Annotated in this window: 16 protein-coding genes; 8 read left to right on the forward strand and 8 right to left on the reverse strand. The window is 71.4% G+C overall.

Annotated elements, in window-relative coordinates; translation table 11 throughout:
* Nucleotides 1–34: 34 nt before the first annotated feature.
* Genes MUB56_RS20885 through MUB56_RS20900 form a run of 4 tightly spaced genes read right to left on the reverse strand, consistent with a single transcriptional unit; the run spans nucleotide 35 to nucleotide 4,537 of the window.
* A complete protein-coding gene (locus MUB56_RS20885) occupies nucleotides 35–1,090 on the reverse strand; it encodes an LLM class flavin-dependent oxidoreductase (RefSeq protein ID WP_244928940.1) in 1,056 nt (351 codons plus the stop codon).
* A complete protein-coding gene (locus MUB56_RS20890) occupies nucleotides 1,087–1,953 on the reverse strand; it encodes an enoyl-CoA hydratase/isomerase family protein (RefSeq protein ID WP_244928941.1) in 867 nt (288 codons plus the stop codon). The genes MUB56_RS20885 and MUB56_RS20890 overlap by 4 nt, the downstream gene beginning before the upstream one ends.
* Nucleotides 1,944–3,068: a CaiB/BaiF CoA-transferase family protein gene (locus MUB56_RS20895; RefSeq protein ID WP_244928942.1), complete on the reverse strand. Its 1,125-nt coding sequence runs from the start codon at nucleotides 3,066–3,068 to the stop codon at nucleotides 1,944–1,946. Before MUB56_RS20895 ends, MUB56_RS20890 begins: the two co-directional genes overlap by 10 nt.
* Entirely contained in the window at nucleotides 3,065–4,537 is a 1,473-nt protein-coding gene (locus tag MUB56_RS20900; RefSeq protein ID WP_244928943.1) for an AMP-binding protein, read from the reverse strand. Before MUB56_RS20900 ends, MUB56_RS20895 begins: the two co-directional genes overlap by 4 nt.
* 132 nt (nucleotides 4,538–4,669) lie before the next feature.
* Between MUB56_RS20900 and MUB56_RS20905 the strand changes: the two genes are divergently transcribed.
* From MUB56_RS20905 to MUB56_RS20915, 3 genes are read left to right on the forward strand one after another with little or no spacing between them, the layout of a single operon-like run.
* Nucleotides 4,670–6,322: an AMP-binding protein gene (locus MUB56_RS20905; RefSeq protein WP_244928944.1), complete on the forward strand. Its 1,653-nt coding sequence runs from the start codon at nucleotides 4,670–4,672 to the stop codon at nucleotides 6,320–6,322.
* A complete protein-coding gene (locus MUB56_RS20910) occupies nucleotides 6,319–7,326 on the forward strand; it encodes an NADPH:quinone oxidoreductase family protein (RefSeq protein ID WP_244928945.1) in 1,008 nt (335 codons plus the stop codon). The genes MUB56_RS20905 and MUB56_RS20910 overlap by 4 nt, the downstream gene beginning before the upstream one ends.
* The gene (locus MUB56_RS20915) at nucleotides 7,326–8,090 is read left to right on the forward strand and encodes an enoyl-CoA hydratase/isomerase family protein (protein ID WP_244928946.1); all 765 of its coding nucleotides are present in this window, start codon (nucleotides 7,326–7,328) and stop codon (nucleotides 8,088–8,090) included. Before MUB56_RS20910 ends, MUB56_RS20915 begins: the two co-directional genes overlap by 1 nt.
* A gap of 49 nt (nucleotides 8,091–8,139) precedes the next feature.
* On the opposite strand, the gene MUB56_RS20920 is transcribed toward MUB56_RS20915, so the two are convergent.
* From MUB56_RS20920 to MUB56_RS20930, 3 genes are all read right to left on the reverse strand, one after another.
* A complete protein-coding gene (locus MUB56_RS20920; protein WP_244928947.1) occupies nucleotides 8,140–8,952 on the reverse strand; it encodes an SDR family NAD(P)-dependent oxidoreductase in 813 nt (270 codons plus the stop codon).
* Between the two features lie 62 nt (nucleotides 8,953–9,014).
* On the reverse strand, nucleotides 9,015–9,851 hold the full coding sequence (locus tag MUB56_RS20925) for an SDR family oxidoreductase (RefSeq protein WP_244928948.1): 837 nt from the start codon (nucleotides 9,849–9,851) through the stop codon (nucleotides 9,015–9,017).
* Nucleotides 9,848–10,330 (reverse strand): nuclear transport factor 2 family protein, encoded by a 483-nt coding sequence (locus MUB56_RS20930; RefSeq protein WP_244928949.1) that lies wholly within the window; start codon nucleotides 10,328–10,330, stop codon nucleotides 9,848–9,850. The genes MUB56_RS20925 and MUB56_RS20930 overlap by 4 nt, the downstream gene beginning before the upstream one ends.
* Nucleotides 10,331–10,495: 165 nt before the next feature.
* On the opposite strand from MUB56_RS20930, the gene MUB56_RS20935 reads away from it, so the two are divergent.
* Genes MUB56_RS20935 through fdxA form a run of 4 tightly spaced genes read left to right on the forward strand, consistent with a single transcriptional unit; the run spans nucleotide 10,496 to nucleotide 15,273 of the window.
* Nucleotides 10,496–12,433 carry a 2-oxoacid:acceptor oxidoreductase subunit alpha gene (locus MUB56_RS20935; protein ID WP_244928950.1) on the forward strand — a complete coding sequence of 646 codons (1,938 nt, stop codon included), beginning with the start codon at nucleotides 10,496–10,498 and terminating at the stop codon, nucleotides 12,431–12,433.
* Nucleotides 12,434–12,447: 14 nt separating this feature from the next.
* On the forward strand, nucleotides 12,448–13,518 hold the full coding sequence (locus MUB56_RS20940) for a 2-oxoacid:ferredoxin oxidoreductase subunit beta (RefSeq protein WP_244932451.1): 1,071 nt from the start codon (nucleotides 12,448–12,450) through the stop codon (nucleotides 13,516–13,518).
* Complete coding sequence (locus MUB56_RS20945) at nucleotides 13,511–14,956, forward strand: MFS transporter (protein WP_244928951.1); 1,446 nt, start codon at nucleotides 13,511–13,513, stop codon at nucleotides 14,954–14,956. The genes MUB56_RS20940 and MUB56_RS20945 overlap by 8 nt, the downstream gene beginning before the upstream one ends.
* A complete protein-coding gene (gene fdxA / locus MUB56_RS20950) occupies nucleotides 14,953–15,273 on the forward strand; it encodes a ferredoxin (protein WP_244928952.1) in 321 nt (106 codons plus the stop codon). The genes MUB56_RS20945 and fdxA overlap by 4 nt, the downstream gene beginning before the upstream one ends.
* Before the next feature lie 64 nt (nucleotides 15,274–15,337).
* Here the strand turns inward: fdxA and MUB56_RS20955 are convergent, their stop codons facing one another.
* A complete protein-coding gene (locus MUB56_RS20955) occupies nucleotides 15,338–16,111 on the reverse strand; it encodes an SDR family oxidoreductase (protein ID WP_244928953.1) in 774 nt (257 codons plus the stop codon).
* A 334-nt stretch (nucleotides 16,112–16,445) separates the two neighbouring features.
* Between MUB56_RS20955 and MUB56_RS20960 the strand changes: the two genes are divergently transcribed.
* Nucleotides 16,446–17,111 (forward strand): nitroreductase, encoded by a 666-nt coding sequence (locus MUB56_RS20960; RefSeq protein ID WP_244928954.1) that lies wholly within the window; start codon nucleotides 16,446–16,448, stop codon nucleotides 17,109–17,111.
* The last annotated feature ends 125 nt before the right edge of the window (nucleotides 17,112–17,236 follow it).

The raw sequence follows: 17,236 nt of genomic DNA on the forward strand, positions 1-17,236 counted from the left end.
TTGATGCTAATCATTATCTATCTTTGGCGCCCGGTCAACGGGCCCGCACCCGCGGGATGACCTCCTCGGCGAAGACGCGCATCGCCTCACGCTGCACCGCGGGCTCCATCCCGGGCCAGTAGAGCCGCGGGATGAAGGTGAACCGGAGGTCGCCGGCCGCCTCGTGGTAGGCGCGGACCGCCGACGCCACCTCGTCGGGAGTGCCGACCAGGGCGCCGGCCCGGAGCCGGTCCCGAACCTCCTCGGTCAGCGACGGAGGAAGCCCGGGGCCGCCGCTCCGCCCGCCGAACGGCTCGCCGGTCATGTCCCGGTACTTCCACTCCGAGTAGTGCAGGTGCGGCTCCAGCACGGGCCACGCGTCACCGTCGGTCCAGGCCAGCACGGGACAGTGGACCCCCACGCTGACCTCGTCCAGGTCCCGGCCCCGGACCCTCACCTCCTCGGTGAACATCGCGACCTGGACTGCGAGCTCGTCGGGCGTCACTCGGGCGGCCAGCAGCCCGTCCGCGGCACGCGCCGTACGCCTGATCCCCGCGCGGGTGCGCGCACCGATCCACACCTCGGGCCCGCCGGACCGGAAGGGCTTGGGGGTGACCCGCACGGGTACCGACGCCGGACCTGTCTGCACGGTGCCGTCGCCCCAGGCGTCCCTGAGGGTGGACAGCACGTGATCCATCGTCGCGCCGAGACCCTCCTTAGACCGGCCCAGGCCGGCGAACTCCTCGTCACGGTAACCGGCCCCGACCCCCAGGAGGAGGCGCCCGCGGGAGAGCAGGTCCACGGTCGCGGCGTCCTCGGCGAGCCGGACCGGGTCGTGCAGCGGCGCGACCAGGATCCCGGTGGCGATCCGCAGGGTGCTGGTCCGCGCCGCGATCGCCGCAGCCACCGTCAGCAGGCTCGGCATGTAGCCGTCGTCGACGAAGTGGTGCTCCGAGAGCCAGGCCGAGTCGAACCCCAGCTCCTCGGCGTGCACGCAGAGGTCGAGCACGTCGGCGTAGAGGTCCGCGTCCGACCGCTGGTCCCGGGGATCGCGCTGCGCGGTGACCATCCCGAACCCGAAGGAGATCTCCTGGGTCTGCGTGCTGCTCATGCTCGTTCCTCCTGATCGGTGGCGGTGCCTCGTGTGTCGGACCCGGGGTCGGTCCAGACCGGGGCCCGCCGCTCGGCGCGGGCGGCGGTCGCCTCGGCCACGTCGGGGGCGCTCCACATCTCGTCGATCGCGGCCCACGCCTCGGGAAGAAGGTCCTCCACCTGTGACCGGGTACGCCGTCGCAACAGGGCGAGCGTGCGGCGTACGGCGGTCGGCGACTGCGCGGCGATCATCCGCGCCAGCTCGTGGGTCCGCGCCTGAAGAGACGCGGCGGGCAGCACCTCGCTGACCAGGCCCACAGCCAGGGCCTGGCGGGCCTCCATCCGGTAGGTGGCGCCCGCGAGCACCAACGGCGCGACCGCCGCCGAGCTGGCGCGGGCCGCGAGCTCCACCGCACAGGGACCGCTGGTCAGGCCCAGGGAGACGTGCGGGTCGGAGAACCAGGCGTCGTCGGCTGCCAGCACGATGTCGGCGTCCGCCACGAAGCGCAGAGCCCCACCCAGGCAGAGCCCGTTCACGGCGACCAGGACTGGGACCTCGAGCACCGGGCTCGGCAGGTAATCCTCGCGGGGGGCGCCGGGATCGCGGTCGGCAGCCGCTGCCAGCTCCGTGAAGTCGGCTCCGGCGGAGAAGGCGCGACCTGTCCCGGTGACGGCGACCACCCGCACCGAGGTGTCGGCCGCCAGCAGCGACCAGAGAACGGTCAGCTCGGCCCGCATCGTGCCGTCGAGGGCGTTGAGCCGGTCGGCCCGCGAGAGCCGCACGTCGGCCACCCCGTCGGCGACCGCGACCTCGAGGGTCTCCCACGTGGCGGGCCACGTGGTCCGGTCGGCCGTCGTCCCGGACCCCTGGGTCACGTCCACCACGACTCCTCGTAGACCTGCGCGTTGTCCTGCCCGGTCGACCGGGGCGGTCGCGGGGTGGCCGAGGGGGTCCGCGAGAAGCGCGGGGCTGGTGCGGCCTGCAGCACCCCGTCGACCTCGACGAGCGTGCCCCGACCGACCAGGTGCGGGTGACTTTCGGCCTCGTCGAAACCCAGCACCGGTGCGACGCAGGCGTCGGTCCCGTCGAAGACGGCCAGCCACTCCGCGCGCGGACGGGAGGCGAAGAGGTCGGCGAACCGTGCCTTCGTCGCCGGCCAGCCGCCGCGGTCGTACTGCGCAGGCAGCTCGCCCGGCGGAACCCCGAGCCCCCGCAGGAGGGCGGCGTAGAACGGCGGCTCGAGGGCCGCGACGGTGACGTCGAGCCCGTCGCGGCAGCGGTAGACGTCGTAGAAGGGCGCACCGCCGTCGACCACGTTGCTGGCGGGGGTCTCGCGCCACTCGCCTCGGCCGCGCAGGCTCCAGAACGCCTGGACCAGCAGGGAGGCCCCGTCGACCATCGCCGCGTCGACCACCTGTCCGCGGCCCGAGCGCTCGCGCTCCCACAGGGCCGCGAGCACCCCGACGAGCAGCAGCATGGACCCGCCGCCGTAGTCGCCGACCAGGTTGAGCGGCACGGTCGGCGGCTGTCCCGGACGCGCGATCGACGCGAGCGCCCCGGTGATGCCGATGTAGTTCAGATCGTGCCCGACCGCGTTCGCCGACGGACCGTCCTGCCCCCAGCCGGTCATCCGGCCGTAGACGAGACGCGGGTTGCCGGCCAGCATCTCCTCGGGCCCGAGGCCGAGCCGCTCGGTGACCCCGGGGCGGAACCCCTCCAGCAGGACGTCGGCCCTGCCCACGAGGTCCTGCACTCGCGCCAGGTCATCCGCGTCCTTGAGGTCGGCGGTCACCGAGCGGCGGTTCCGCAGCAGCTGGTCCACGCGCCCCCGGGCGGCGCCCGCCTCGTCGGTGGGCCGGTCCACCCGGACCACCTCGGCACCGAGGTCGGCGAGCACCATCGCGGCGTGCGGGCCGGGTCCGATCCCGCCCAGCTCCACCACCCGGAGCCCGACGAGGGGGCCCTGGCCGCTCGGCTCCTCGCCCGGGGACGTCATGCGACCGAGCCGAGCCGCTTGGCGGCCTCACGCTTGATGATCTTGCCCGAGGCGGTGCGGGTGAGGCTCTCCTGGCTCAGCACCACTCGCTTGGGGCACTTGTAGTCCGCGAGCCGCTCCCGGCAGAAGGCGATCAGCCCCGCCTCGTCCACGGGCGCGCCCGACTCGGCGACGACCACCGCCACCACCTCCTCGCCCCACTTCTCCGAGGGCGAGCCCATCACGGCGGCCTCCAGGACCCCCTCGGCCGCGATCAGCACGTGCTCGACCTCCGCGGGGTAGACGTTGAGCCCGCCGGTGACGATCAGCTCCTTGGAACGACCGGTGATGGCGAAGAGGCCCTCGTCGTCCACCGTCCCGAGGTCCCCGGTCCACAGCCAGCCGTCGCGGATCGCGGCTGCCGTCGCCTCCGGCTCGTTCCAGTAGCCGCGCATCAGCTGGCGCCCACGCAGCAGGATCTCCCCGACCTCGCCCGATCGTCGCTCCTCCCCCGTCTCCGGGTCGACCACCTTGGCCTCGAGGTAGAAGGACGGCCGACCGGCCTTGCCGAACCTGTGCGACTCGCGGGGCGGCAGGGTGAGCCCCGTGCCGCCCGACTCGCTGAGCCCGTACCCCTGGGTCAGGGCGATGTCCCGAGCCGCGTAGGCCTCCATCAGGGCTGCGGGGACCGGGGCGCCACCGGTCCGCGCCAGCCGCAGGGAGGAGAGGTCCGACGCGGCCCAGTCGGGATGGTCCGCAAGACGCTGGCACATGGTCGGAACGCCGTGGAAGAGGGTGGCCCGACGAGAGGCGATCAGCTCCAGGAGGTGACCGGGCTCCGCCGATTCGGCCAGAACCAGCTCGGCGCCGGAGTGGGCCAGGCTGCTGGCCACGTTCATCCCGCCCGTATAGCAGAGCGGCAGGGGGGTGACCAGCCGGTCCTCGTTGGTGTAGGCGTGGATCAGGATCGCGTCCATCGATCCCCACATGAACGCCTCGTGCGCGTGCAGCACGGCGCGGGGGGTGCCCGTGGTGCCCGAGGTGAAGAGCAGGAAGCCGTCGTCGCCCCATCGCGCAGCAGGCTCGCTGCGCGGCGCACTGCCGTCGTCGACCGGCCACTCCTCCTTGCGCAGCAGGGGCAGGTCCAGCCCGGACCGCTCGACGAGCGAGTCGAAGTGCGCCTCGGTCACCAGGAGGCTCATGCCCACGTGTTCGGCGGCGAAGGCCAGCTCGGGCGGGGCGTAGCGCACGTTGACCGGGACGAAGACCGCGCCGGCCCGCGAGACGGCGTGCAACGTCTCGAGGAACTCGACGCAGTTGTTCATGAGGCACCCGACCCGGTCCCCGGGCCCCACCCCCAGGTCCCGCAGCCGGTGCGCGAGCACGTCGACGCGCCGGTCCAGTCCGCCCCAGGTGACCCGCTCGTCGCGGTGGGAGACCGCCATGCCCTGCGCGTTGATGGTGGCCCACTTCCGAACCCAGGAGTCCACACCCTCCACGACGTACCTCCACTGCTCGACGACGTTCCGCTCGACAACCTAGCCCAATCGATCCTATTCATAATCAGTGATTTTGGCTATGGTGAGCGCGCTGACATCCCGAGCGACCAGGAGGCATCACGCATGGCCCGGACCTACGAGGACCTCGAGCCCACCGACCCCGACTGGACGCGCTGGACCGGGGCTCACGTGATCCGCCGACAGGCCCACGAGCGCGGTGACAAGGTCTTCCTGATCGCCCCGGAGGAGGACCGCAAGCTGACCTTCGCGCAGGTCGAGGACCTGGCGGACCGCACCGCCGGAGGCCTGCGTCGGGCCGGCGCCGAGGCCGGGGACCGGGTGGTCATCATGGCGAAGAACTCCACCCAGCTCGTCGTCTCCTGGTTCGCCACGGCGGTCGGCGACCTCGTCGAGGCTCCGGTCAACACCGCCTACGAGGGCGAGTTCCTGCGCCACCAGGTCCAGCTGGTGGCGGCGCGCTGGGTCATCGTCGACGACGACCTGGCGGACCGGTTCGTGGCGCTGCGCGACTCGCTCTCCGAGGTGGAGGCGTTCTGGGTGATCGACAGCAACGGCGGCGCCGCCGCCGCGGTCGAGCGTCTCCGCGCCGCCGGGTGGCGCGCCGAGCCGTGGGACACGCTGCCCGCCTCCGCACGCCTCGACGGCCCCGAGCCCGACGCCCGCGACCTGACGGCGGTCTTCTTCACCTCCGGCACCACCGGGCTCTCCAAGGGCGTCTCGATGCCGAATGCCCAGATGAACTTCTTCTCCGAGCTCACCCGCTGCCTGACCCGGTTCACCGAGGACGACACGTGGCTCTCGGTCACGCCTCTCTTCCACGGCAACGCGCAGTACATGGCCGTCTACCCGGCGTTGATCGCCGGCGGCCGCGTCGTCATCCGGTCGCGGTTCAGTGCCAGCCGCTGGGTCGACCAGCTGCGCGAGCACGACGTGACGGTGACCAACTTCCTCGGCGTGATGATGGACTTCGTCTGGAAGCAGCCCGAGCGGCCCGACGACGCGGACCAACCGCTGCGGTGCGTCTTCGCCGCCCCCACCGCCTCGGCGATCCTGGACGACTTCAGGGCCCGGTTCGGCATCGAGGCCTTCGTCGAGGTCTACGGCACCACGGAGACCACCACGCCGATCCTCAGCCCGTACGGCGAGGACCGCCCCGCCGGCGCCGCCGGCCTCAACGCCGCGAAGTGGTACGACGTCGTCATCGTCGACCCGGAGACCGACATGGAGGTGCCGACCGGGGAGGTCGGAGAGTTCTGCGTGCGGCCCCGCCACCCCTGGATCAGCTCGCTCGGCTACTTCAACATGCCGGAGAGGACCACCGAGGTGTGGCGCAACATGTGGTTCCACACCGGCGACGCGGTCAGGGTCGACGAGGACGGTTGGTACTACTTCGTCGACCGGATCAAGGACGCGATCCGTCGTCGCGGGGAGAACATCAGCTCCTACGAGGTCGAGCAGGCGCTCCTCGCCCATCCCGCGGTCGCCGAGTGCGGGGTGATCGGGGTGCCCGCCGACCACCAGGCCGGTGAGGACGAGGTGATGGCCGTGATCGTGCCCGACGGGGACGTCACCGCCGAGGAGATCTGGGAGTTCTGCCGCGGCCGGGTCCCGGAGTTCGCCATCCCCCGCTACGTCCGCTTCCGCAAGGAGCTGCCGATGACGCCCTCGGAGAAGATCCGGCGCAACGTGCTGCGGGACGAGGCGGCCACCGCCTCCTACGTCCATGACCGCGAGGCCGCGCGGGGGCGCGCGTGACCGCTGCGACGGGTACCTGCCGGGCGGTCCAGGTCACCGGGCTGACCGGTCCCGACGGTCTCGATGTCGTCACGGTCGCCGTCCCGGAGCGCGGTGCGGGGGTGCTGGTCGAGGTCCGCCACGCCGGGGTCGCCTTCCCCGACCTGCTGATGAGCCGCGGTGAGTACCAGCGCAAGCCGCCTCTTCCCTTCACCCCCGGGGTCGAGGTCGCCGGCGTGGTCCGCGAGGCCCCGCCCGGTGCGCACGTGCGGGCAGGCGACCGGGTGGCCGCGTTCCTGCGGGTCGGCGGCTGGTCCGAGCAGGTGGTCGCGTCTCCCGAGATGGTCTTCCCCCTGCCCGACGAGATCTCCCTGCGCAGCGGGGCGGGGATGCCGATGAACTATCTCACCGCCCACCTCGCCCTGACCCGCCGCGGCGGGCTCGCGGCGGGCGAGGTGCTGCTGGTCCACGGCGCCGCGGGGGGCCTCGGCACGGCGCTCGTGCAGGTCGGCAAGGCGCTGGGCGCCAGGGTGGTCGCGGTGACCTCGACGCCGGAGAAGGCGGAGCTCGCGCGTCGGTGCGGCGCCGACGACACCGTCGCGACCGACGGCTGGCTCGGTGAGACCCGCAACCTGCTGGGGCCGGGCGGCGTGGACGTGGTCGCCGACACCGTCGGCGGCGACGCGCTCCTGGACTCCGTGCGTTGCCTGTCCAAGGAGGGACGCGTGCTCGTCCTGGGCTTCGCCTCCGGCACGATCCCGAGCATCGCGGCCAACCGGCTGCTGCTCAAGAACGTCGACCTGCGCGGCGTCGCCTGGGGCAGCCTGATCGAGGACGAGCCGAACTACCCTGCCCGACAGTGGGCCGACCTGATGGAGTGGCATGCCGCCGGCTTCATCCGACCCGTCGACGGCCGCAGCTTCGCGCTGGCCGACGCGGGCGACGCCCTGCGTGAGCTCGACTCGCGCCGGGCGACCGGAAAGATCACGCTGGCCCTCGGGCCGACCTACGAGAGGAACGACTGATGGGACACGTTCACGTCGAGCAGCGGGGGGACGCCACCTGGATCACCCTGGATGCGCCCGAGCGCCGCAACGCGTTCGATCCGGAGATGTCCGCGGCGGCCGTCGAGGCCCTGGAGGGAAGCACCGGGTCGCGTGCCGTGGTGATCACCGGCGCGCCGGGAGCGTTCTGCGCCGGTGGCGCGCTGGACATGCTCGGCACCCCGTCACTGGCGGAGATGCGTGGCCTCTACCGCGGCTCCCTGCACCTCTTCGACGCGGTGCGGCAGCACCCGCGACCCGTCATCGCGGCGGTCAACGGGCCCGCGGCCGGCGGCGGCAACGAGCTCGTCATCGCCTGCGACCTGGCCATCGCCGCCGAGTCGGCCACCTTCGGCCAGACCGGCCCCCGGGTCGGCAGCTCTCCGGTCACCGGCGCCACCAACGTGCTGGGTCTGCAGATCGGCGAGAAGCGCGCCAAGGAGATGGCGATGCTCTGCCGTCGCTACTCCGCCGAGCAGGCCCTCGATCTCGGCCTGGTCAACCGGGTGGTACCGGACTCCGAGCTGGTCGCAGCCGTCGACGCCCTGGTGGACGAGCTCGCGGCACTCAGCCCCCGCTACCTCGAGATCACCAAGATCAGCTCCAACGTCTGGTGGAACGCCGCCCGGGACTCGTTCAGCACCGGTCTGGGCATGCTGGTGCAGGCCGTGGGCAGCGACGACATGATCGAGGGGGCCACCTCGTTCCTGGAGAAGCGGCGACCGCAGTTCCCGAAGCCCGAGTGACCTGACCCGACCGGGCCGGGCCCCGCTCGTCGCGGGGCCCGGCCGCCCGTCACTCCCAGTCGGGCTGGACCTCCCGCGACCCGCGCCACGCCATCATCCCGCCGTCGACCGGCACGTTCGCGCCGTTGACGAACGCGGAGTCGTCACTGCCGAGGAAGCAGACCACCTTGGCGATCTCACTGACGTAGCCGCGGCGACTGATCAGGTGCGAGCCGTACATCGCCTTCGCGGTCGCCAGCTTGTCGGTGGCGCGCTCCAAGTGGGCGTCGCTCATCGGGGTCTTGATCGACCCGGGCGAGAAGGAGTTGGCGCGCACCTTCGGCGCCAGGCTCACCGCGGTCACCCGGGTGAGCTGGATGACCGCGGCCTTCGACACGGCGTACGCCGTCATCCCGGCGCCGGCCATGCCGCTGACCGAGGCCGCGTTGATCACCGCGGGGCCGCGGGTCGACTCGAGCAGGTGGGGCGAGGCGTGCTTGGTGGCGAGCCAGACGGCCTTGAGGTTGACGTCCATGACGGCCTCCCACGCGTCGTCGGTGAGCTGGTGGACGCCCACCTGGTCGGCGGGGACGAAGTTGCTGTCCAGCACGCCGGCGTTGTTGACCAGGGTGTCGATCCCGCCGGCCCAGTCGGCGAAGGTGGCGACCATCGACGCGATGGACTCGCCCGAGCGCAGGTCCGTCTCCAGGAGGCAGACGTCACCGCCCTCGGCGGTGACCAGGTCCCTGGTCTCCTCCAGGCCGGCCCGGTTGAGGTCGGCGATCCCGACCTGCTTGGCTCCCTGCCGGGCCGCCTCGATCGCGATCTCGCGACCCATCCCGCTGGCGGCGCCGGTGATGAGGATCCGCTTGTCTCCGAGCATGTGCGTGCCTTTCCTGCTGCTGGGTCGGTGGTGTGCTGAGGGTGGTTCGTCGAGCGCGCGGCTCAGGACGTACGGCGGCCACCCTCGAGGAGCGCGCCGGAGCCGGCGTACTGCTCGCCGGCGAAGGAGGCCGACCCGCCGGCGTGGGTGTAGCCGGCGTCGACGAAGAGCTCGCTGCCGGTGATGTAGCCGGCGTCGTCGCTGGCCAGGAAGGCCACGGCGCCGGCGAGGTCCTCGGGCAGCCCGGCGCGGCCGAGCATGGAACCCTGGGCCATCCGCTCGGCGGTGCCCTCGAGGTCGTCGGCGTCGCCGACGAGCGCGGAGGCGGTCATCGCCGAGGCGATGGCGCCCGGGACCACGGCGGTGACCCGGATCCCGCGCGGCCGCAGCTCGGCGGCGACCGACCTGGTCAGCCCGATGATCCCGGCCTTCGTGGCGCTGTAGACGTGCGGACCGGCGCCGCCGATCAGCCCCCCGGGGCTTGCGGTGGTGATGATGACGCCCGACCCCTGCGGGACCATCACGCGGGCAGCGTGCTTGAGGGAGAGGATGACGCCGCGCAGGTTGATCGCCAGGGTGAGGTCGACGTCCGAGGTGCGCTGCTCCGCGATCGGCCCGATCGCCCCGAAAACGGCGGCGTTGGCCATCAGCACGTCGAGTCGTCCGTGGCGCTCGACGACGGTGTCGACCAGCGCGGCGATGCTCTCCTCGTCGGTGACGTCGACGTGCACGAAGTCGGCCAGGTCGCCGAGCTCGCGGGCAACGGCCGCACCGGGCTCGCGCTGCAGGTCGGCGACCACGGTGGTGCACCCCTCCTCGACGAAGCGCTCGACGCAGGCCCGGCCGATGCCGCTGGCGCCTCCGGTGACCACGACGACCTTCCCGGCCAGGCCCCTCACCGCTGGGCTCCTGCGGTGACGGGAGCGGCCGCCCACCCCTGGTCGAGATCGGTGCGCAGGTGGCTCTCCATCCTCACTTCGGCGAACCTCGGCTCGGGACCGGTGACGTCGACGACGTCGTCGTACGTGCCCCACCCGAGCACCGACGAGTCGGGCATCCGGCCGATGAAGGTGAAGTAGGTCTCCAGCCGCACCCGGCCGGGCCCCAGCCACGTCACGCGCGGGCTCATCACGAAGTGCCGCTTCACCGACGGGTCGGCGGACCAGGCCTCGGTGAAGAAGCTGGCGATCTCCGCGCGGCCCCGTGCTGTCCGCCGCGGGGAAACGAGCACGGCGTCCTCACGGAAGAGTGGCAGCACCGTCGCCAGGTCGGGGTCGTCGAGCGAGGCGGCGAAGGTGTGGAGGATGTCGGCGGCCCGCCCACACTCCTCCAGCCGGACCAGCCTCGCGGCCAGGTCGTCGGTCTCCTGCTGGGTCATGTGCGAGGGCTCCCTCGGTCGAGTGATTACGTAGTAACTATTAGAAGCAATGTTGCCATGAGGGAACCCGCACTCCTGCGCCTTGACGAACCCCAGTCCTACCGTAGGATTGATTATCAGCATTAGGCCGGTCTGTCCGGTTCCGCCACGAGCATCGGAGTGACCATGAAGACGGAGGCTGTGAAGCCGGTCGAGCAGGTCGAGCGCGTGGTCATCCGGTTCGCGGGTGACTCGGGTGACGGCATGCAGCTGACCGGCGACCGGTTCACGCAGGAGACCGCGGTCTTCGGCAACGACCTGGCGACCTTCCCCAGCTTCCCGGCTGAGATCCGCGCGCCGCAGGGGACCATCCTCGGCGTCTCGTCGTTCCAGTTGCACTTCGCCAGTCGCGACATCCTCACCGCCGGCGACCACCCCGACGTGCTGGTCGCGATGAACCCGGCAGCCCTGCGCGCCAACGCCGACGATCTGCGGCCGGGCGCGGTAGTCATCGTCGACACCCACGACTTCACGCCGCGCAACCTGACCAAGGCGGGCTACATCAGCAACCCGCTCGAGGACGACTCGCTCGCCGACTTCCACGTGCACAGCCTCGACCTGACCGGGATGACGGTCGAGTCGGTCAAGAAGTTCGGCCTCTCCCGCAAGGACGCTGCCCGCTCGAAGAACATGTTCTCCCTGGGCATGCTGTCGTGGATGTACGGCCGCCCGGTCGAGGGGACGCTCAACTACGTCTCCACCAAGTTCGCCAAGAAGCCCGACGTCCGCGACGCCAACATCGCCGCGTTCAAGGCCGGCTACCACTTCGGTGAGACCACCGAGGCGTTCGCGGTCTCCTACGAGGTCAAGCCGATGGAGGCCACGGCCGGCCGCTACCGCAACATCACGGGGAACACCGCGCTCTCCTACGGCCTGGTCGCTGCCGGCACCCTGAGCGACCTGCCGGTCTTCCTGGGGGCCTACCCGATCACCCCGGCCTCCGACATCCTGCACGAGCTGAGCAAGCACAAGAAGTTCGGCGTCACCACCTTCCAGGCCGAGGACGAGATCGCCGGCATCGGCGCCGCCATCGGGGCGTCGTACGCCGGCCACCTCGGCATCACGAGCACCTCCGGTCCCGGCGTCTCGCTGAAGTCCGAGGCGATGGGCCTGGCCGTGATGTTGGAGCTCCCCCTGGTCGTCGTCGACGTCCAGCGCGGCGGCCCCTCGACCGGGCTGCCAACCAAGACCGAGCAGGCCGACCTGCTGCAGGCGATGTTCGGGCGCAACGGCGAGGCGCCGCTGCCGATCATCGCGGCCCAGTCGCCCGCCGACTGCTTCGACGCCGCGGTCGAGGCGTGCCGGATCGCGGTCACCTACCGCACGCCGGTCATCCTGCTCTCGGACGGCTACCTGGCCAACGGCTCCGAGCCGTGGGAGCTCCCGGACGTGGCCTCCCTGGCGCGGATCGAGCCCGACTTCTCCACCGGCCCCAACCACGAGACGACCGGCAAGGGCGGTGAGAAGACCGCCCACTTCTGGCCCTACCTGCGCGACCGGGAGACCCTGGCCCGCCCGTGGGCGCCGCCCGGCACCCCCGGCCTCGAGCACCGGATCGGCGGCCTGGAGAAGGCCGACGGCCACGGCAACATCTCCTACGACGCCGGAAACCACGACTTCATGGTCCGGACCCGTCAGGCCAAGGTCGACGGCATCGCCCGGACGATCCCCGACCTCGTGGTCGACGATCCCTCGGGAAGCGCCCGGATGCTGGTGATCGGCTGGGGGTCCACCTACGGCCCGATCGGGGCCGGCGTCCGCCGCGTGCGCCAGCGTGGGCTCGACGTGGCCCAGGTCCACCTGCGCCACGTCAACCCGTTCCCCCGCAACCTGGGGGAGATCCTGGCCCGCTACGACAAGGTCGTCGTCCCGGAGATGAACCTGGGCCAGCTGTCGTTGCTGCTGCGGGGCAGGTTCCTGGTCGACGCCGAGTCGCGCACCAACGTGCGCGGCATGCCGTTCGGAGCGGAGGAGATGGAGGGCATCCTCCTGGAGTCTCTCGCCGACCTCGGCCTCGTGCCCGCCCCTGACGACACCCCCCACCTCGAGGAGACCCTGCGATGAGCGTCGCCCTGCCCATGCCCACCCGTTCCGGGACCGACGGGGTGCCGCGTATCGCCGAGGGCGAGAAGCAGACCGGCAAGGACTTCACCTCCGACCAGGAGGTCCGCTGGTGCCCCGGCTGCGGCGACTACGCCGTCCTGAAGGCCGTCCAGTCCTTCCTCCCCGACCTCGGCCTGCGCCGCGAGAACATCGTCTTCGTCTCCGGCATCGGCTGCTCCTCCCGGTTTCCGTACTACCTCGACACCTACGGGATGCACTCCATCCACGGCCGCGCGCCGTCGATCGCGACCGGGATCGCCACCGCCCGCGCGGACCTCTCCGTCTGGGTCGTCACCGGAGACGGCGACGCCCTCTCCATCGGCGGCAACCACCTCATCCACGCGCTGCGTCGCAACGTGAACATGACGATCCTGCTGTTCAACAACCGGATCTACGGCCTCACCAAGGGCCAGTACTCCCCCACCTCCGAGGCCGGCAAGGTCACCAAGTCCACCCCCATGGGCTCCCTCGACCACCCCTTCAACCCCGTCTCCCTGGCCCTGGGCGCCGAAGCCTCCTTCGTGGCCCGCACCATCGACTCCGACCGCAAGCACCTCACCGGCGTGCTCGCCGCCGCTGCCGCCCACCGCGGCACCTCCCTGGTCGAGATCTACCAGAACTGCCCGATCTTCAACGACGGCGCCTTCGACGCCATCAAGAACCCCGACACCAAGGCCGACGCCATCATCCCGCTCGTCCACGGCGAGCAGGTCCGCTTCGGCCCCCACGACGACGCAGGCCTCGGCACCAAGGTCCTCGTCCGCGACGAGGTCACCGGCGGCGTCCGCGCCGCCCTCGCCGCCGACGTCGAGGCAGAGGCGATCCTCGTCCACGACGCCCACAGCCCCGACCCCACCATGGCCTTCGCCATCAGCCGACTCACCGACTCCGGCTACCTCAACCAGTCACCCATCGGCATCTTCCGACAGGTCGACCGAACCACCTACGACGACCAGGCCCGCGCGCAGGTGGACAGCGGACGCGGCAGCCTCGACCAGCTGCAGGCGCTGATCGACGGTGGGGACGTGTGGACCGTGGATGCTTGAGCTCGACCCACCGCTCGATCCGGCACGTGGGCTGACCGAGCGCCAGGACGGTGACCGGGGACAGCAACCGTCCTACCGTCCGCTGCTGGCGACGCTGGTGATGCTGACCACCTCGACGTCGGTGATCAGCAGTCTCGGCGGCTCCCTGGTCCCGATGGTCGCGGTCGAGCACGACGTCAGCCTGGGCAGCGCCCAGTGGATCCTGACCGGGCCGATGCTGATGGGCGCGGTCGCCACGCCGATCCTGGGGCGCCTGGGCGGAACGGGCCGCCGGCGCACGGTGATCCTGGCCAGCCTGGTCGTCGTGGCGGGGGGCCTCGTGCTCACGGCCCTGCCCACGGGCTTCCTCGGCCTGGTGGTGGGCCGGCTGCTCCAGGGGGTGGGGATCGGACTGCTCCCGCTGGCCCTAGCCGCGGCACGTGACAACCTGCCTCGCGCGCGGGTGCGGGGGGCGCTGGCCCTGCTCTCGGTCACCACCACGATGGGCGCCGGGATCAGCTACCCGCTGTCGGCCTGGATCGCCCAGACCGCCGGCATCCCCGCGGCGTACTGCTGCGCGCTCGCGATCATCGTGCTGACGCTGCTCCTCGCCTGGCGGACCGTTCCGGACGCCAGCACCACTGGCAACGACACCGTCCACTGGGTCGGCGCGGCCCTGCTGAGCGGAGGCACTCTGCTGCTGCTGCTGGCTCTCACCCAGGCGCCCGTGCTCGGCTGGCGGGCCCCGTCGCTGTGGGCGCTCGTCATCGCCGGCGCGGTGTCCCTGGTGCTCTGGGTGTGGCGCACGCTGCGCCACCCCGACCCCCTCGTGGACCTTCGACTCGCGCGGCACCGTCAGGTGCTGCCCGCCAACATCTCCGCCCTGACCTCCGGGATCGCGGTCTACATGCTGATCGCCCTGGTGATGATCCAGGTCCAGCTCCCGACCTCGACCGGCTTCGGGCTCGGCCAGCCCGTCACGGTCGCCGGTCTCGTGCTCGCGCCGTACGCCGTCCTCAGCGTCGTCGGCAGCCGGCTGAGCACGGCCCTCGGGGCGTGGATCGGCCTCGACCTCGTGCTGCCGGTGGGTGCGACGCTCTACGGCCTGGCCACGGCGCTGTTCGCCCTCTCCCACGAGTCGGTCTGGGTGGTTGCCGTGGTGATGGGCGTGGCCGGCATCGGCAGCGGTTTCACCTTCGCCGCCATGCCGGGGCTGGTCCTGCGCTCCACCCCGCTGGAGGAGACCGGGAGCGCGATGTCGTTCAACGTGCTGCTGCGGTTCCTGGGGTTCGCGGCCGGCAGCACGCTGGCCACCTCCGTGCTCGCCCTGCTCGCCGCGAGCCGTCCCGACTACGCGGAGGCCTTCCGCCTCACCGTGTGGGTCAACGTCGCCCTCTGGCTCGGCACCGCCGTCCTCAGCCTCGTCCTCATCCCGTCACGACCGAAGGAGACCTCATGACCTACGTCATCGCCCAGCCATGCGTCGACACGAAGGACCGCGCCTGCGTGGACGAGTGTCCGGTCGACTGCATCTACGAGGGCAAGCGGATGCTCTACATCCAGCCCGACGAGTGCGTCGACTGCGGAGCGTGCGAGCCGGTCTGCCCGGTGGAGGCGATCTTCTACGAGGACGACACCCCGGAGGAGTGGAAGGAGTTCCACGTCGCGAACGTGGCCTTCTTCGACGAGATCGGCTCCCCGGGTGGAGCCGCCCGGACCGACGTGAGCGACCGGGACCACCCCTTCGTCGCCGCGCTCCCGCCGAAGGACGAGTGAGCCGACGCCGGAACGCCCCGGACCCCGAGCTGCAGGTCCGGGGCGCCTGTGCGTGCCGACGTCCTCAGGAGTAGTAGGAGAGACCCTTCTGGGACGGGACGTAGTCGGCTCCGTCGACGACCAGGCAGGTGCCGTTGATCCGCGACGAACCCGCGCCGCCGAGGAAGAAGGCCGCGTCGGCGACGTCCTCGGCGGTGGTGGGCACCCCGCTCGCGGACGAGGCGGCCAGCCGGTCGTGGGCGAGCTGGAGGTCATCGACGTCCCCCGACATCAGCCCGGCCGTGAGCGAGCTGACCGCACCCCCGGGTGCCACGGCGTTGATCCGCAGGCCGTAGCGCGCCACCTCGACCGCCACCGACTCCACCAGTCCGACAACCCCGTGCTTGGCGGCGGTGTAGGCGTGCGGACCGAGGCCGCCGCGGACGCCGGCGACGCTGGCGGTGCAGACGATCGCCCCTCGTCCGCGCGGGCGCATCACCGCGACCGCCTCCCGGACGGTGAGGAAGACGCTGGTCAGCAGCAGGTCCATCGTCCGTCGCCAGTCCTCGAGCGACGTGCCCTCCAGCCGCCCGGTGACGCCGACCGCCCCGGCGTTGGCGTAGACGACGTCCAGCGGGCCGAGGTGCCGCTCGGCGTGGACCACGCCGGCGCGGACGTCGTCCTCGGAGGTGACGTCGCAGTGCACGTAGTGCGCCCGCAGACCCAGCGTCTCGACCAGCTGCTTCCCCGCGGCGTCGTCGACGTCGGCGACCAGCACCGAGTCACCCGCCGCTGCGTGCCGGGAGGCGATGGCGGCACCGATGCCGCGGGCTCCGCCGGTGACCAGGACGATGCTCATGCGCGCACCGCCCCGGCCACGTCTACCGTGCTACGCCCTCTTCTCGACTGACTCAAGATGGTCCCGTCCGCGTCGGCGCAGGGTGCTGAGCCCCTACAGGATGGCTTAAACCATTATCACGATTTGAGTAACTGTACAGGAGCTTGATGGAAGCAAGTCTGGGTCCGTCACCTCCGCAACCTTCTCCCCGGAAGCGATCTCGTCAGCCTGTCCGCACAGTCCGACATGGCGGACGAGTCACGCATTCGTGCAACAACCGAGCTGAGGCGCCTCCGCCGTCTCCCCGAGCGGGGCTCACCCTGCTCCGACTCGGCGTGCTGGGAGGATCAGCGGCATGGAGTTCGTCGACGTCATCGCCGCCCGCCACAGCTGCCGTGCGTTCCAGGGCGCGGAGGTGCCCGACGAAGCCCTGAACCAGCTCTTCGAGCTGGCCCAGCACACCGCGTCGTGGTGCAACACCCAACCCTGGCAGGTGCACCTGGTCTCTGGGCCGGCGATCAAACGGTTCTCGGCCGAACTGATCCACCACGTCCTCTCCCAAGCGTCGCCGAGCGCAGACTTGGAGATGCCGGCCGGGTACGGCGGCGTGTACGCCGAAAGACGGCGGGAGTCCGGTCACGCCCTCTACGACGCTGTCGGGCTGGCGCACGGCGACAAGCCGGGCCGCGGCGCCCAGGCACTACTCAACTTCAGCTTCTTCGGAGCCCCCCACGTCGCGGTGATCACCACCGATCGCGACCAGGGGACGTACGGCGCCATCGATTGCGGCGGTTACGTCGCTACCCTGACGAGCACCGCCACCGCGCTAGGGCTCGGCTCGATCGCGCAGGCAGCGATCGCCATGCACTCCGGTAAAGTGCGCGATTTCCTCAACCTGTCAGCAGACCGGCTGGTCGTCTGCGCCGTGTCGCTCGGGTACGCCGATCTCGAGCACCCGGCGAACGCCTTCCGAACCTCGCGGGCCGGAGTGGACGACGTCGTGGTGCACCTGCGCGACTGACGACGTAGCCGGGCTCGGCCTCTCATCCACGAAAGGATGAGAGTCATGGCGGGCACCGAGGAAGTACCCCGACGAGCTTCGCGAGCGGACGATCCGGATGGCGGTCGATCTGCGGCGTGACCCAG

The sequence above is a fragment of the Nocardioides sp. W7 genome, assembly GCF_022919075.1.
GTDB lineage: Bacteria > Actinomycetota > Actinomycetes > Propionibacteriales > Nocardioidaceae > Nocardioides.

Bases quoted from the DNA above. Each gene is read 5' to 3' on its own strand.
- MUB56_RS20945 (WP_244928951.1), top strand. From the start codon at position 13,511: ATGCTTGAGCTCGACCCACCGCTCGATCCGGCACGTGGGCTGACCGAG.
- MUB56_RS20920 (WP_244928947.1), bottom strand. From the start codon at position 8,952: ATGCTCGGAGACAAGCGGATCCTCATCACCGGCGCCGCCAGCGGGATG.
- MUB56_RS20940 (WP_244932451.1), top strand. From the start codon at position 12,448: ATGCCCACCCGTTCCGGGACCGACGGGGTGCCGCGTATCGCCGAGGGC.
- MUB56_RS20955 (WP_244928953.1), bottom strand. From the start codon at position 16,111: ATGAGCATCGTCCTGGTCACCGGCGGAGCCCGCGGCATCGGTGCCGCC.
- MUB56_RS20915 (WP_244928946.1), top strand. From the start codon at position 7,326: ATGGGACACGTTCACGTCGAGCAGCGGGGGGACGCCACCTGGATCACC.
- MUB56_RS20905 (WP_244928944.1), top strand. From the start codon at position 4,670: ATGGCCCGGACCTACGAGGACCTCGAGCCCACCGACCCCGACTGGACG.
- MUB56_RS20885 (WP_244928940.1), bottom strand. From the start codon at position 1,090: ATGAGCAGCACGCAGACCCAGGAGATCTCCTTCGGGTTCGGGATGGTC.
- fdxA (WP_244928952.1), top strand. From the start codon at position 14,953: ATGACCTACGTCATCGCCCAGCCATGCGTCGACACGAAGGACCGCGCC.
- MUB56_RS20895 (WP_244928942.1), bottom strand. From the start codon at position 3,068: ATGACGTCCCCGGGCGAGGAGCCGAGCGGCCAGGGCCCCCTCGTCGGG.
- MUB56_RS20935 (WP_244928950.1), top strand. From the start codon at position 10,496: ATGAAGACGGAGGCTGTGAAGCCGGTCGAGCAGGTCGAGCGCGTGGTC.
- MUB56_RS20960 (WP_244928954.1), top strand. From the start codon at position 16,446: ATGGAGTTCGTCGACGTCATCGCCGCCCGCCACAGCTGCCGTGCGTTC.
- MUB56_RS20930 (WP_244928949.1), bottom strand. From the start codon at position 10,330: ATGACCCAGCAGGAGACCGACGACCTGGCCGCGAGGCTGGTCCGGCTG.